The 14,547-nt window shown below is 61.7% G+C and carries 17 protein-coding genes; 6 read left to right on the top strand and 11 right to left on the bottom strand.

Translation table 11 applies throughout. The annotated features are described in order from the left end of the window. The first annotated feature begins 26 nt into the window (after positions 1 to 26). Both bufB and FEV51_RS09380 read left to right on the top strand, forming a co-directional pair. The gene (bufB, locus tag FEV51_RS09385; protein ID WP_138618281.1) at positions 27 to 860 is read left to right on the top strand and encodes an MNIO family bufferin maturase; all 834 of its coding nucleotides are present in this window, start codon (positions 27 to 29) and stop codon (positions 858 to 860) included. Further along, entirely contained in the window at positions 857 to 1,627 is a 771-nt protein-coding gene (locus tag FEV51_RS09380; RefSeq protein WP_138618279.1) for an HvfC/BufC N-terminal domain-containing protein, read from the top strand. The genes bufB and FEV51_RS09380 overlap by 4 nt, the downstream gene beginning before the upstream one ends. On the opposite strand, the gene FEV51_RS09375 is transcribed toward FEV51_RS09380, so the two are convergent. Next, positions 1,622 to 2,971 (bottom strand): Y-family DNA polymerase, encoded by a 1,350-nt coding sequence (locus FEV51_RS09375; RefSeq protein WP_138618277.1) that lies wholly within the window; start codon positions 2,969 to 2,971, stop codon positions 1,622 to 1,624. The genes FEV51_RS09380 and FEV51_RS09375 overlap by 6 nt on opposite strands. 133 nt (positions 2,972 to 3,104) lie before the next feature. Here FEV51_RS09375 and acs point away from each other — a divergent pair, with 133 nt between their 5' ends. Then, positions 3,105 to 5,054 carry an acetate--CoA ligase gene (gene acs / locus FEV51_RS09370; RefSeq protein WP_138618274.1) on the top strand — a complete coding sequence of 650 codons (1,950 nt, stop codon included), beginning with the start codon at positions 3,105 to 3,107 and terminating at the stop codon, positions 5,052 to 5,054. Positions 5,055 to 5,078: 24 nt separating this feature from the next. Beyond that, the gene (locus FEV51_RS09365) at positions 5,079 to 5,390 is read left to right on the top strand and encodes a transposase (RefSeq protein ID WP_138618272.1); all 312 of its coding nucleotides are present in this window, start codon (positions 5,079 to 5,081) and stop codon (positions 5,388 to 5,390) included. Positions 5,391 to 5,855: 465 nt separating this feature from the next. Here FEV51_RS09365 and FEV51_RS09360 read toward each other — a convergent pair whose 3' ends face one another. Further along, entirely contained in the window at positions 5,856 to 6,236 is a 381-nt protein-coding gene (locus tag FEV51_RS09360) for a hypothetical protein (protein WP_138618270.1), read from the bottom strand. A gap of 92 nt (positions 6,237 to 6,328) precedes the next feature. Next, the gene (locus FEV51_RS13420; RefSeq protein ID WP_281281621.1) at positions 6,329 to 6,454 is read right to left on the bottom strand and encodes a hypothetical protein; all 126 of its coding nucleotides are present in this window, start codon (positions 6,452 to 6,454) and stop codon (positions 6,329 to 6,331) included. 145 nt (positions 6,455 to 6,599) lie between these two features. Between FEV51_RS13420 and FEV51_RS13145 the strand changes: the two genes are divergently transcribed. Next, complete coding sequence (locus FEV51_RS13145; protein WP_171033086.1) at positions 6,600 to 6,755, top strand: hypothetical protein; 156 nt, start codon at positions 6,600 to 6,602, stop codon at positions 6,753 to 6,755. Positions 6,756 to 6,763: 8 nt separating this feature from the next. Here the strand turns inward: FEV51_RS13145 and FEV51_RS09355 are convergent, their stop codons facing one another. The 8 genes from FEV51_RS09355 to FEV51_RS09320 all read right to left on the bottom strand — a co-directional run bounded on the left by FEV51_RS09355 (position 6,764) and on the right by FEV51_RS09320 (position 14,278). Continuing rightward, on the bottom strand, positions 6,764 to 8,359 hold the full coding sequence (locus tag FEV51_RS09355; protein WP_138618268.1) for an AMP-binding protein: 1,596 nt from the start codon (positions 8,357 to 8,359) through the stop codon (positions 6,764 to 6,766). Then, the gene (locus tag FEV51_RS09350; RefSeq protein ID WP_138618266.1) at positions 8,356 to 8,757 is read right to left on the bottom strand and encodes a RidA family protein; all 402 of its coding nucleotides are present in this window, start codon (positions 8,755 to 8,757) and stop codon (positions 8,356 to 8,358) included. The genes FEV51_RS09355 and FEV51_RS09350 overlap by 4 nt, the downstream gene beginning before the upstream one ends. Continuing rightward, positions 8,754 to 9,149 carry an acyl-CoA thioesterase gene (locus tag FEV51_RS09345; RefSeq protein WP_171033085.1) on the bottom strand — a complete coding sequence of 132 codons (396 nt, stop codon included), beginning with the start codon at positions 9,147 to 9,149 and terminating at the stop codon, positions 8,754 to 8,756. The genes FEV51_RS09350 and FEV51_RS09345 overlap by 4 nt, the downstream gene beginning before the upstream one ends. Positions 9,150 to 9,179: 30 nt before the next feature. Next, positions 9,180 to 9,998: an enoyl-CoA hydratase family protein gene (locus tag FEV51_RS09340; protein WP_138618263.1), complete on the bottom strand. Its 819-nt coding sequence runs from the start codon at positions 9,996 to 9,998 to the stop codon at positions 9,180 to 9,182. Continuing rightward, positions 9,995 to 10,456 (bottom strand): MarR family winged helix-turn-helix transcriptional regulator, encoded by a 462-nt coding sequence (locus FEV51_RS09335; RefSeq protein WP_138618261.1) that lies wholly within the window; start codon positions 10,454 to 10,456, stop codon positions 9,995 to 9,997. The genes FEV51_RS09340 and FEV51_RS09335 overlap by 4 nt, the downstream gene beginning before the upstream one ends. Then, entirely contained in the window at positions 10,453 to 11,196 is a 744-nt protein-coding gene (locus tag FEV51_RS09330; protein WP_138618259.1) for an SDR family NAD(P)-dependent oxidoreductase, read from the bottom strand. The genes FEV51_RS09335 and FEV51_RS09330 overlap by 4 nt, the downstream gene beginning before the upstream one ends. Next, positions 11,193 to 13,493, bottom strand: coding sequence for a bifunctional salicylyl-CoA 5-hydroxylase/oxidoreductase (locus FEV51_RS09325; protein ID WP_138618257.1), 2,301 nt, complete (start codon positions 13,491 to 13,493; stop codon positions 11,193 to 11,195). Before FEV51_RS09325 ends, FEV51_RS09330 begins: the two co-directional genes overlap by 4 nt. A 77-nt stretch (positions 13,494 to 13,570) precedes the next feature. Then, positions 13,571 to 14,278 (bottom strand): CHAT domain-containing protein, encoded by a 708-nt coding sequence (locus FEV51_RS09320; protein WP_425466615.1) that lies wholly within the window; start codon positions 14,276 to 14,278, stop codon positions 13,571 to 13,573. A 36-nt stretch (positions 14,279 to 14,314) separates the two neighbouring features. Between FEV51_RS09320 and FEV51_RS09315 the strand changes: the two genes are divergently transcribed. Continuing rightward, positions 14,315 to 14,547, top strand: a 233-nt coding sequence (locus tag FEV51_RS09315; RefSeq protein WP_222927442.1) for a transposase, incomplete at its 3' end; no start/stop codon positions are given.

Genomic DNA, 14,547 nt, shown 5'->3' with positions numbered 1-14,547 from the left:
TCCCCTGAGGCACGAGGCGCTGGCGCATGAGCACGATTTCCCCCTTTGGCGGCTTCGGCCTGGGCCTGCGCAAGCCGCATTATCCTGACTTTCTGGCGGGCGGCGTGCCGGTCGATCTCCTCGAAGTGATTTCCGAAAACTATATGGTCGCGGGCGGCAAACCGCTGCGCATTCTTGAAGAATTGCGCGCCGATTTTCCGGTCATCCTGCACGGGGTGAGCATGTCGGTCGGCTCTGCCGATGGTCTCGACCCCGTCTATCTGGCGCGGTTGAAAAAGCTGGCCGACCGGATCGAGCCGCTGTGGATGTCCGACCATCTGTGCTGGACCCGGACCAGCGCGCACAACAGCCACGATCTGTTGCCGCTGCCGCTGACCGAAGAGGCGCTGGCGGTGGTGTGCGCCAATATCGACCACGCGCAGGACACGCTGGGCCGCGCGATGTTGATCGAAAACCCGTCAAGCTATCTCACCTTTCCCGAAGACGAGATGGCGGAATGGGAATTCCTCGCCGAAATCAGCCGCCGCACTGGGTGCTATTTGCTGCTGGATGTGAACAATATCGTCGTCAGTGCGCACAATCACGGGTTCTCAGCGCAGGATTACCTTGCCGGAATCCCCGCCGACCGGGTGCGGCAGATCCATCTGGCGGGCAATACGCCGGGCGAGATTGCCATCGACACGCATGACCAGCCAGTGCCCGATGCGGTCTGGCGTCTCTACGCTCAGGCAGTGGCCACGCTTGGCCCGGTCGCGACCATGATCGAACGGGACGGCAATATCCCGCCGCTTGCCGAGCTGCTTGGCGAGCTGGATCAAGCCCGTGCGCTGACGCTGTCGCACAATGCGGTGGCCGCATGACTTTGGCTGTGCTGCAAAGCGAATTTCTTGGTGCCATTCACGATGATGAAATCGCGCTGCCGGACAGCTGGGACGACCGGCGGCGCAAGGGCTTCGCCATCTACCGCAACGCTTACCGCGCCACGCTGGTCGATGCCCTGCGTGAAAGTTTTGCGCGCACTGCGGCATGGGTGGGTGATGAGGCCTTTCGCGCCGCGGCCAGCCATCATGTGATCGCCCATCCGCCCAGCAGTTGGACGCTCGATTTGCTGGGCGAAGGCTTCGACGCGACCTGCGCCGAACTGTTCGCACAGGACCCAGAGGTGGCCGAGCTGGCCTGGCTCGAATGGGCGATGCAGACCGCCTTCGTGGCCGAGGATGCCGCGCCGCTGGATGCAGCGGGCTTCGGTGCTGCCACCGCTGATTTTGCCGAGGCTGACTGGGCCGATCTCACCCTGCGGTTTGCGTCAGGAATGGTGGTTGTAGGCACGGCGTTCGACCTCCCGAGAATCTGGAACTCCGATCCTTCCGAGCCCCTTCCCCCCGATGATCTGCGGCTTGCCGCCCCCAGCGCCTGCGCGGTATGGCGCGAAGAGGAGAGGCCCATGTTCCAGATCGTCAGCGCCGCAGAAGGCCAGGCACTGACCGCGATGCTGGCTGGCACCAGCTACGGCGAATTGTGCGCCATGCTGATCGAACAGCACGGCGAGGAAGCTGGGATCGCAATGGCGGGCGGATTGCTGGGCGGCTGGCTGGGCCGCGGCTGGATCGCCGGAGCGGCGCTATAGCGAACAAAAATGCGTCGCTCCGTCCTCCGTCTGCGCCTCGCTAAAATCCGCCAATTCGGGAATCCGGCCAAAGGCAATTTTGGCTCCCACATATCCGCCCGGCATATCCATTTTCGGCCCCAGGCTGATGGCAGCGGGCCCATGCGTCGTTCGCAGCCGGTCCAGCGTGTCGCTGAGCCTTTCCCATTTCGCCTTGTCCTGTGATGAGCCTGATCCAGCGTCACTGAAAAGATCGCGCTGGATTTCCTCTTCCGGCACCAGCCCATGCAGGGTGATGCTCACCAATTCCGGCCTCGAACGCAGCTCCTGATCGCAATCACGCATGGCTTCCGCCAACGTTTTAAGCAATGTGATGTCATCGCGGGCAGGCGGAAATGCGATTTCGCAATTCCAGTGTCTGGTCATTTTGTTTCTCCTGCGCATGGAGGAATCCCGCCCTCCACGCAGGCCGATTGTCATCTTGGATGCTTTGAGATTGGCACGGCGCAGCCGCCTGCTGGCGCTCAGCAACAATTGACGAGCGCATTGGTGGACCTTTTCGGGCGTGCGCCAATCCTGCGGCAGCATCCGGCTGTGCCCGAACATCCGCTTTACAGTCGGCGGGCGTTCGACAGGTTCGCCATGCAGACTGTTCCAGAACCGCTCGCCTTCGATATTGCCCCACAGCGCGCGCAGGTGTTTGGGGCCAAGCGACCACAAGGCTGAAAAGTCGAAGATACCAGCCGCATGCAACCGAGCCTCGATCCCGGTCGAGATGCCCGGAATTTTCCTGAGCGCGAGGTGATTCAGCCTACCGGGAAGTTCGGACCCGCGCAAAAGCACGAACCCATCGGGCTTGTTCATTTCGGCCCCGATTTTTGCCAGCAGCTCGGTGCTCGCGATTCCGATGGAGCAGGTCAGGACAGCGCTGAAATGCTTGGCCAGAGCATCTTTGACTTTCTGAGCCAAGGCAGCTGGTTGCTCGGTTTCGAAGGCAAGGAGATGGCATACCAATTCGTCAATCGACCTGACCTTGGCGACAGGCAGGCACGTCCCGATCACCGCCAGAATTCGGTGATGCAGCCGCACATAGGCGTCGGGCCGCGCCACCACGAAGATCATCCCGGGCACAGCCTGCCGCGCCTCGGCAATCGAGATATTGGTCTTCAGGCCAAGTGCCTTGGCCTCCCGGCTGATCGCAATGCAGCCGGTATGCGGCGAATCCAGCGGCACCACCCCCACAGGCTTACCGCGCAAATCGGGATTAAAATGCTGCTCCGCAGTCGCAAAGAAGCTGTCGAAGTCGAGATAAAGCCGCTTCGCGTCGCTATGATCATCGCTACCGAATCGCCGGGTCTGGTCCATGGCTTCGAATTAGAACATAACACGAACATCGGCAATACGGATGACACTTGCATAGCCGCCCGGTCAAACCGCCTTTCAGCGCGGGGCTCTGGCAGCTATGATCGCCCCGCATATCCAGCGGCGAGGGAATAGTATGAGCGATAGCAAGCATTCAGGCGAGCGGGTGGAACTGCCTGCTGCGGCGCGTAGCGGGACGGTCTGCACTGCGTCCGATTACGATGGAATGTATGCGCGCAGCCTGGATGACAGCGACAGTTTCTGGGCGGAGCAGGCGCAGCGGATCGACTGGGTGGCAGAACCGACCAAGGTGGCGGACTGGAGCTTTGATCCGGTCGCCATCAGCTGGTTCACCGGCGGCACGCTGAACATTTGCCACAATGCGGTCGACCGCCATGTCGCTGCCGGGAACGGGGCGCGCACTGCTCTGATTTTCGAGCCTGACGATCCCGATGGCACGGTTCGCAAAATATCCTATGCCAAATTGCAGCGCGACGTCATCACGATGGCCAACACATTGAAAAAGATGGGCGTTTCCAAGGGAGACCGGGTGACGATCTACATGCCGATGGTTCCGGAAGGCGCGATGGCGATGCTGGCCTGCGCGCGGATCGGGGCGGTGCATTCGGTGATATTCGGCGGGTTCTCGCCAGAAGCGATTGCCGGCCGGATCGTGGATTGCCGCAGCGATTGGGTCATCACCGCAGATGAGGGGCGGCGCGGCGGCAAGCCGATTGCGCTGAAAAAGAATGTCGATGAAGCGCTTGATAAGGTGCCGAACAGGGGTGTTCTGGTGTTCCGGAACACTGGCTGTCCGGTCACCATGGTCGAAGGCCGTGATCACTGGTTCCACGAGCTGTCGCAAGACGTGCCGGATGATTGCCCGTGCGAGCCGATGGCGGCCGAAGACCCGCTGTTCATCCTGTACACCTCGGGTTCAACGGGCAAGCCCAAGGGCGTGCTCCACACCACCGGCGGCTATGCCGTGTGGACCGAGACCACTTTCCGGTTTGTCTTCGATTACCGCGAGAATGAGGTGTTCTGGTGCACTGCCGATATCGGCTGGGTCACCGGGCACAGCTATATCGTTTACGGCCCGCTGCTGAACGGGGCGACGGCCCTGATGTTCGAAGGCGTGCCGAACTGGCCCGATCACGACCGGTTCTGGCAGGTGATCGACAAACACCAGGTGAACATTTTCTACACCGCACCCACGGCAATCCGCGCCCTGATGCGTGAAGGCAATGATCATGTCACCAGACATGACCTGTCCAGTCTGCGCCTGCTGGGCAGTGTGGGCGAGCCGATCAATCCCGAGGCCTGGCGCTGGTATCATGACACCGTGGGCAAGGGCGCGATCCCCATCGTCGACACCTGGTGGCAGACCGAAACCGGCGGTGTGATGATCACCACCCTGCCCGGCGCGCATGACATGAAGCCGGGCAGCGCGGGCAAGCCATTCTTTGGCATCTGCCCGCAGCTGGTCGATGGCGAAGGCGCGGTGCTGGAGGGCGAGGCCGAGGGCAATCTGTGCATCACGCGCAGCTGGCCCGGACAGGCCCGCACGCTGTACGGCGATCACGACCGCTTCGTGCAGACCTATTTCAGCACCTATCCCGGAAAGTATTTCACCGGCGACGGCTGCCGCCGCGATGATGATGGCTATTACTGGATCACCGGGCGGGTGGACGATGTGATCAATGTCTCCGGCCACCGCATGGGCACTGCCGAGGTGGAAAGCGCGCTGGTGCTGCATCCCAAGGTGTCCGAGGCCGCGGTGGTTGGCTTCCCGCACGACATCAAGGGTCAGGGCATCTATTGCTACGTCACGCTGAATGCGGGTGAAGAAGCCGGCGACGCGCTGACCGCAGAACTGCGCCAATGGGTGCGCAAGGAAATCGGCCCGATCGCCACGCCAGACGAACTGCATTTCACCCCGGCGCTGCCCAAAACGCGCAGCGGCAAGATCATGCGGCGGATTCTGCGCAAGATCGCCGAAAACGAGTTTGCATCGCTGGGAGACATTTCGACACTGGCCGATCCAGCGGTGGTCGAGGCGCTGGTGGCCGGGCGGAAGGCGCGGTGAAGTTAAGTGAGGCGCGGTTCAGCCATGGCACAAAGCGAAGCGTTGCAATATGCCGGTGAGGTCAAAGCGCGGCTGCGGTACGATCCGCTGAGGCTGCTGTACGAGGTCCACAATTACGTATTGTGTCCCCTGAATACAGGGACGGTTTCGGTCAACTCAATCGAGAATTTCTGGCGGCACCTGAAATGCTCAATCAACGGCACGCACACCAGTGTCAGCCCGAAATATCTTGACCTCTACGCCAAGCAATTCGAGTATCGCTTCAATCGTCGCAATCGTCCCGAGACGATGTTTTCGGAGCTGGTTTCGACTTTCCGGCCATTGAGCGCAGCGTAGCGTCAAAGGCGGCTTCTTCGCCGGTTTTGCCCTCGCGCTCGACTATAAACTGTTTTAAATCACCGTTCGCTATCGCTGTTTTCAAATCAGTTTGGCTCATCGAGTTTAGCCTCAATTCGATCTAGACTACTTTCCACATTTTCCATTTTAACAGATTGGGCCGCAACTGTCTCTCGAACCGTTACTAACGGCTCATCAACGCGATCAAATCGGCTGTCAATTTGCGTGAGAAGGAACAGGAAACTGCTCGCAATTGCGGCGAAAGCAATTCCGCTTACAGTCCAAAGCCATGTCCGATGTTGTTCGAGCCGGTCTAACCGAGTGCTCATGTTCGGCTCTCCACCGGAGCCGCCCCCACCGCCAGTGTTGGATGGCGGTTGAGGAGGTATGTTGGGTCGGAACGGATTGCCGTCCGTGTTAACCAGTGTTGCGTGACCCCAATTCTGGTTTGCGGTCGCCAGCGGCTTATTCTGCATCCGCAGCCTCTTCGCCGAAGATATACGGGCCGTTGACGGAACTTAGATAGTCCATCATCCCTCGGTATCCTTCCAGTGGCATCACTACGTTGGCTACCACGCGGGTTTTAAGTCCTGGATTTGGCCCGTTGGTCGCGTGTGGAACGTACTCCGCGAATTGCAAGCGCACACCTCCGTTGACCAACGTAGCGAACAGCAGGCCATCCGAAAAAACAGTGGGTGCATCCTTTGGATCGTTCACTTGTACGATATCTAACTGGCTTGCGTTTCTGGGCTGTTCGGGACCGTTGCCCCTTACCGACGCATCTTTCGCCTCGGCACTCTCCCCGCCTCCACCAAGTAAATCAGCAATATCGTCGCCGGTTGGCATAATCCCTCCTGATTCGAGAGTGACGGTCTAGGAGTGTTTCACGCCTCCTGCAATTCCGTATGCAAAAGGGATACATCCCGAAATTTGCCTTCTCATTCTTGTCTGGCGGAGCAAACGCCATCGTCGATTTTTCTAAAAGCGGAGGACGATGCACCAGAGGCGATCTTGGCCCCGGAGGTCGGTTTGGTGAAGTATCCGTGAGCGGCGATGGTCTTCATTCGGCAATTAACGCCTTCACAAATTCCGGGGACACCAAATTCCGGGGACACAATACCTAATTCTCCGAGCGCCAGAGACGGTCATACCAACATCACCCGCACCTACACCGCCAATGGGCTGAACCAGTGTACCGATGTCGCGGGCTTGGCGTTTTGCTATGATGCCAATGGCAATCTGACCGCCGATGACAATTGCGTCTATCTCTATGATGTCGAGAACTACATCGGCGGCGCCCCAAAGGGACCGCGCCGGTTCCTGCATGATGGCGATGCGCTGGTGGCCGGGCGGAAGGCGCGGTGAGGCACGGGTCAGCCCTTGCGCAAAGCGAAGCGCTGCAATTTGCCGGTCGCGGTTTTGGGCAGTGCGCTTACGAATTCGACCGCGCGCGGATATTTATACGGCGCAATCGCGGCTTTCACATGATCCTGCAATTCCGCCGCCAGCGCTTCGCCCGGTGCGCATCCTGATGCGGCGACGACAAACGCCTTCACTAACTGCCCGCGCTCCTTGCATGGCACGCCGATCACCGCACATTCGGCAACCGCAGGATGCGCATAGAGCGCCTGCTCCACCTCTGGCGCTGCAATGTTGTAGCCGGACGATATGATCATATCGTCGGAGCGGGCGACGAACCAGAAGTAGCCCTCGGCATCGCGGCGGTAGGTATCGCCGGTAACATTCCACCCGTCCTGAACATAGTCGGCCTGACGCGGGTCGGCGAGATAGCGGCAGCCGGTCGGGCCTTTGACGGCGAGCCGCCCGGTGCCCTCATCCATTGGCTGACCCGCCAGATCGAGCACGGTTGCGCGGTATCCCGGAACGGCAAGCCCCGTGGCGCCGGGGCGAATATCATCGCCGCTGGCCGAGATGAAGATGTGCATCATCTCGGTCGCGCCGATACCATCGATAATCTTCACGCCGGTTGCTTCATGCCAAGCGCGCCAGATGGCTTCGGGCAAGTGCTCACCCGCCGAAATGCAGGTTGTCAGTGAAGCGAAATCGCGCTCCTCTTCGGGCATGGCGAGCATGGCGCGATAGGCGGTGGGCGCCGTGGCGCAGATATCGACGGCAAAGCTGCCGATTGCTTCGGCCAGCCCCTCCGGGCCGGGCCGCGAGGGTGTGACCGCGCAGCCGCCGAAGCGGAACGGAAAGACGAATTGCATCCCCAGCCCGAAGGTAAAAGCCAGCGGAGCGCTACACGCCCAGCGCGCGCCGGTGCGGGGCCGGATGACGTGCCGCGCAAAACTATCGGCACTGGCAAGAATATCGCGGTGGAACTGGACGCAGCCCTTCGGATCGCCCGTAGTGCCAGAGGTGAAGGCAATCAGCGCGGGATCGTCACGCTGTGTTGCGACCGGTGCAAAACCGGGCGCGGTGGCGGCGATCCGGTCGGACAGCGCATCGGATCCGCTATCGCCATCGAAGAACAGCGCCGAGCGCAGGCTGTCGCATTGTTCGGCAGCCTCACCGTAAGCTTCGCGGCAGGGCGCATCGACAATCGCATGGGTGATTTCCGCCTTGCCCACCACCTTGGCGATTTCGCCGCCGCGCAGGATCGGCATGATTGCGGTGACCACTCCGCCCGCCTTGAGAATGCCAAGCCACGCAGCAAACAGCATCGCGCCATTGCGACCTGCCAGCAGCACCCGATTGCCGGGTATCAAGCCCTCGTCTTCCACCAGCACCCGAGCGATGCGGGCGGACAGATCGTCCATGTCGCCATAGGTCCAGCGCCCAGCGGCATTGATCACTGCGAGGTCACCGGGCGCGCCGCCTGCAAGCAATTCTGCCGCCGCGTTGAAGTGGGCGGGATATTGCAATTCCGGCAGGTCAAAGCTGAAGTCAGGCTGTTGCTCCGCAGGGGGCAGGCCGTCACGCACGAAGCTGTCGTAGGCGGCGCTCATAGCGGCACAACGGCTGTGGTTTCGATTTCAATCAGCGCCGCCGGTTCGACCAGCCGGGACACCTCGACCACCGCCATCGCCGGGTAATTCTTGCCCACCAGTTCGCGGTAATGCGCGCCGATCTGCGCCAGCGATGCGACATAGGCGTCCCGGTCGGTGACATACCACGTCATACGCACGATATGCTCCGGCCCGGCACCTGCCTCGGCCAGGATGGCGAGCGTGTTTTCCAGCACTTGCCGGAATTGTCCCGCCACCGTGTCGGCCGCAAATTTCTCCTGCACATCCCAGCCGACAACTCCCGCAGTGAACACCAGTGTGCCGGTAGCCGCAATGCCGTTGGCATAGCCTTTGGGGCGCGGCCAGCCGGGTGGCAGCAGTGTAGTATGTGCGCTCATTGGGCATTCTCCTGAACAGAGTGTTCAAGCCGCTCGCGCCAATCCTGTGGCCAGGGTTGCGATACTTGCCCGGCCATGCGCATCAGCACTTGGGTATAGCTGACGGTGAACCGCTGCTCCCCATTGCAGAGCGCCGCCGCAATCAGATCGACCGAGCTGGAGCCAACCCGCCGCGTCGTGATCGCAATGTCGAGCTGGTCCCCCCAAGCCACCACTTTGGCGAAATCGGCCTGCATGGTGACAGTCGGCAGCGCGAGCGCCATATCCTGATGCATGACTTGCCGCGACACGCCGATCACTACGCCGGTCCACTCTTCGATAGCGGCATCGCACAGCGCGAACAGCGCGGGGTAATAAGCGATGCCAGCCGGGTCGCAGTCAGCGAACCGCACGGGTAGCCGGGAGATTACGCCCGCCACCGCTCAATCGCCCTCGAACACCGGGGTGCGCTTATCGGCAAAAGCCTCGAACGCGCGGCGAAAATCCTTGGTTGCCATGCAGATCGCCTGCGCCTGAGCCTCCATTTCGATGGCGGTTTCAATCCCGACATTCCATTCGGCGGATAGCTGCGTCTTGGTGATCCCGTGCGCAAATGTCGGTCCGGCGGCCAGATCGGCGGCGAGCTGCGCGGCCTCGGCCACCACTTCGCCATCGACCAGCCGATTGTGAAATCCCCATCGCTCGCCCTCCTCTGCGCTCATCACGCGGCCGGTATAAAGCAGTTCTGACGCGCGGCCCTGCCCAATGATGCGCGGCAGGATCGCGCAGGCGCCCATGTCACAACCCGCCAACCCGACGCGGGTAAACAGAAACGCGGTCTTGGTGCGCGGGGTGGCCAGCCGCAGATCGCTCGCCATCGCCATGATCGCACCGGCTCCCACACAGATGCCGTCGAGCGCGGCGACAATCGGCTGCGGACAGGCGCGCATCGCCTTGACCAGATCGCCGGTCATGCGGGTGAAAGCCAGCAATTCGGGAATCGCCATTTCCGTGAGCGGGCCGATAATCTCGAAAACATCGCCGCCCGAGCTGAAATTGCCGCCCGCGCCCGCGATGACGATAACCTTGACCTCTCGCGCATAAGTCAGCTCGCGAAACAGGTCGCGCAGCTCGGCATAGCTTGCAAAGGTCAGCGGGTTTTTGCGTTCGGGCCGGTTCAGCGTGACTGTCCCTACCCCGCCGGCAAACTCCCACAGGAAATGCTGCGGCGCGTAGGTCTGCGGGTTCAAGCGTGCGGTCATGCGGAAGGCCTTTCGGAAAGTACGGCTTTGAGTTCGCCAAGATCGGCAGTGAGGCTTGCTCGGGTCTCGGGGGCCAAACCGGACAGCATTGTGTCCACCCAGCCGTGATGCGCGGCGGCCAGATCGGCAAAATGGGCGGCACCCTGTGCGGTCAGCGATACCATCGATACCCGCCGATCACTGGCGCGCGGTTCAAGCGTGACGTGGCCATCGCGCTCCAGCGTTCTGACAATGCCGGTGACATTGCCGTTGGATACCAGCAGCGCCCGGCTGAGCGCCCCCATCGCCAGCGGTTCGCCCGCACGGTCGAGCGCGGCCAGCACATCGAAGCGGGGCAAGGTGGTAGAGTGTTTGTCGGCCATGCCGCGCTGAAGACGTTTTTCAATCACCCGCGTCGTGCCCAGCAGCCTGAGCCACAGCCGCACATTGCCCTCGTCATATGTGCGCGCGCCGGTCATGACAGCTCCGCCGCTTCGCCGGTGCGCGTCGATAGCACCAATTCCAGCACCAGATCGGCAACTTCCTGCGGCGTAATCAAGCGCCCGGACGGGTTCATCTGTGCCAGTTCGGCGCGCACCTCATCGGCGGCGCGTCCGGTCTTGGCGACGATATTTCGCACTGCTTCGGCCACGATTTCCGTGTCGGTAAAGCCGGGGCAGACGGCGTTGGCAGTGATGCCCTTGCCCGCATATTCCGCCGCCAGAGCGCGCATCAGACCGACCGCGCCATGTTTCGCCGCGACATAGGGTGCGGTGTAGGCAAAGCCGTGCAGTCCGGCAGTCGAAGCAACCGTGACGATCCGTCCGTTCTGCTTGGCCAGCATCGGTTCGATCACCGCGCGGCAGCAATGGAATACGCCGTCCAGATTGACCGCCATCGCGCTACGCCACGCCTCATCCGTGATCCGGGCAAAGGGCGCGCTGGCGGCAACACCCGCATTGTTGATCAGAATGCCAACATGCCCATGCCGGTCGCGCGCGGCCTGCATTGCGCCTGCGACCCGCTGCGGATCGGTCACATCGCAGGTCGTGAAGAAAGCAGCTGTCCCCAGTTCTTCTGCGATGGCCTTGAGCGGTTCGACCCGCCGCCCAAACAGGCTGACTTTCGCGCCCTCGCCCGCCAATGCGCGCGCGATGGCCGCACCGATCCCGGTGCCGCCGCCGGTTATCACCCCATGCTGTCCAGCCAGCCCGCTCATGGTTGCAGCGCATCCTGCGCAGCGCGGGCGAGCGTGCGCTCCAGCTGTTCATGCCCTGCCGTATAGGGGCGCGGGATCGTGGCGCCGTCACCTGTATAGCCCTGCGCCGCCGCCGCGCGCAGCGTCCATGCGGCATCCGCCAGATGCGGGCGCGCCAGCGCGACCAGATCGGCACGTCCCGCAGCCAATATCGAATTGGCGTGATCGGGCTCAAAGATATTGCCCACCGCCATCGTCGTCAGCCGCGCTTCATTGCGAATGCGGTCGGCAAAGGGGGTCTGGAACATCCGGCCATAGATCGGCTGGCAATCGGCCCAGGTCTGTCCAGCGGACACGTCGATCAGATCGGTTCCGGCCTCGGCAAAGGCCCGCGCAATTTCGACAGCTTCCTGCGGCGTCACGCCCAGATCGCCCATCCAGTCATTAGCGGAAATCCGCACTGACATCGGGCGTTCGGCGGGCCATGCCGCGCGCATTGCGGCAAACACCTCGAGCGGGAAGCGCAGCCGGTTCTCTAAGCTCCCACCATAATCGTCGGTCCGCTTGTTGTGCAGCGGGGTGATAAAGCTGGACAGCAGATAGCCATGCGCCGCGTGCAGCTCGACCATGTCGAAACCCGCCTTCACCGCCATTAACGTCGCGGCGACGAACTGCTGCGTGATGGCGTCCATATCCGCTCGTGTCATCGCGCGTGGCGGCTGGTTGGCGGCGCTCCAGGGCACATCGCTGGCGGCAAGCAGCGGCCAGTTCCCTTCGTCCAGCGGGATGTCATAACCTTCCCAGCCGACCTTGGTCGAACCCTTCGGCCCTGAATGCCCAAGCTGGAGGCAGATCTTCGCATTGCTATGGGCATGGACGAAATCAGTGACCGTCCGCCATCCTGCCACATGCTCTGGCGCATACATCCCCGCACAGCCCGGCGTGATCCGCCCGTCAGCCGAAACGCAGGTCATTTCGGTATAGACCAGCCCCGCCCCGCCCAGCGCCCGCGCGCCGTAATGCACGCGGTGGAAGTCACCGATTGCACCGTCATGCGCCGAATACATCGCCATCGGGCTGACCACCATGCGGTTCGCCAGCCGCATCTTGCGCAAGGCAAAAGGCGCAAACATCGGCGGCGCTGGCGCAGCAGAGTGACCCTGCGCGCGCGAATGAAACCACTGCTCCACCTCGGCGACGAATGCCGGATCGCGCAGCCGCAAATTCTCATGACTGACCCGCTGTGACCGGGTCAGCAGCGAATAGGCGAACTGGATCGGGTCGAAATGCAGATAGCGGTCCAGCGTCTCGAACCATTCGGTCGAATTGCGCGCGCTGTTTTGCAGCTTGAGCACTTCGACATGCCGCTCCTCGCGATATTCGTGCAGCGCATCGGCGAGCGGCAGGCCGGGGCGGTTGAGCACTTCGGCCAGCTTGATCGCATCTTCCAGCGCTAGCTTGGTGCCTGATCCGATCGAGAAATGCGCGGTATGCGCCGCATCGCCCAGCAGGATCAGATTGCGATAATGCCAGTTCTCGCAAATGATGCGTGGGAATTGCAGCCACGCCTGCGGCCCCGGCAAATGCCGCGCATTGGACAGCAATGGATGGCCGTCCAGCTGGTCGGCAAAAATCTCCTCGCAGCGCGCAATCGCCGCGTCTTGGTCCATCAGGTCAAAGCCAAGCGCGGCCCAGGTCTCCGGCTCCATTTCGACGATGAAGGTCGAAAAATCGTCATCGAAGCGATAAGCATGTGCCCAGACCCAGCCTTCAGGCAGCTGCTCGAAGGCAAAGGTGAAGGCTTCAAATGCCTTGTTGGTCCCGAACCAGAAGAAACGGTTGCGGCGCATCTCGATATCGGCGCCGAAATGCTCCTGATATTTGCTGCGTATCCGGCTGTTGGCGCCGTCGGCGGCGATGACCAGATCGTAACCTTGCCAAGCATCAAGGTCGGGTGAAGCCTCATGCTCGAAATGCAGCATCACGCCCAATTCGCGCGCGCGGTTCTGAAGGATTTGCAGCAACAGCTTGCGGCCAATACCGATGAAGCCATGCCCGCCAGAGCGGATTGTTTCGCCGCGAATGTGGACGTCGATATCATCCCAATGCGCAAACGCATCGCCGATCACCGCGCCGCTGACCGGATCGTTCGCCAAAAGGTTTTCGACCGTCTGGTCAGAGAACACCACGCCCCAACCGAAGGTGTCATCGGCGCGGTTGCGCTCAAACACTTCGACCAAGTGCGAGGGATCGCGCAATTTCATCGAAATCGCGAAATAGAGCCCCGCCGGGCCGCCGCCCAGACAGGCGATCTTCATGGCTTCTCTCCCAATGCTTTAGGTTTGAAGCAATCGGGACCTGCTGGCAAGTTTGCCGCTTGAATGTCCCTTCAGACTCAGCGGCGCAGCGGTGCGCCGCCGTCGCCGATGATTGCGAAAGCCGCCCAATAGAACGGGTGCGAGGTTTCCGCCTGATCCATCAGCGATTGTTGCGATCCCTGCAGCGCCGCCGCGATCGAGGTGCCTGCAGATGCCTTGAAAAACCCATCAATCAGCCGGTTTGTGGCATCGTAATCATCCGGCACCGGCCAGTGGCTGGCCACCACGGAACGTCCGCCAGCCCTCAAGAATGCACGCACCAGACCGTCCAGCGCGAAACCGCCACCCGATGAAACGCCCGCTTCTCGCGTGGCCCCGATGGTGGCGGCCCCGGCCGTGTCGCAAGCGGACAGGATGACAAGGTCAGCGTCGAGGTTCAGGTCGAAAATCTCGCCAAAGGACAACAGTCCGTCCGAACCGTCTGCACCAAACGAGGTCAACAGCGCCGGGCGCGGCGGACATTCAGGTTGCGGTGCGGTTACCAGTCCGTGGGTCGCAAAATGCAGGATCCGATACTGATCGAGATTGTCCATGCCCAGCAGCGCAGTGTCGGTAAACGCATCGCCTGTCACAACGGCATCGCCCCCGCTACCCGCACCCAATGTACGCGCGGCGGTGTACAGCTCGTCTGCAAGAATGGGGTGGTCCCAGATGGCGGGAGCCCACAGGCAGTTCTGGCCGCCCGCCAGCGCCGGTTGGACTTGTAACGGTTTTGTGCCGGTCACTTGAGAGTTTAACACTCTATCAAGGAGGCCGACGAGATGATGAAGCATACAGAAGAGTTCAAGCGGGAAGCGGTGCGGATTGCGCTGGCCAGCGGGCTGTCGCGTCGGCGTGTTGCGTCAGATTTAGGGGTGGGATTGTCGACGCTGGGCAAGTGGGTCGCGCAATATCGGCCCACTGATCTGGTAGCCGCGCCGCAGGCGGATCTGGCCCGTGAGAATGAACGTCTGCGCCTGGAGAACCGGATCCTCAAGGAGGAGAGGGAGATTTT

This window comes from Qipengyuania marisflavi, assembly GCF_005884405.1.
Lineage (GTDB): Bacteria > Pseudomonadota > Alphaproteobacteria > Sphingomonadales > Sphingomonadaceae > Qipengyuania > Qipengyuania marisflavi.
This window is presented reverse-complemented; position numbering and strand designations above follow the sequence as displayed.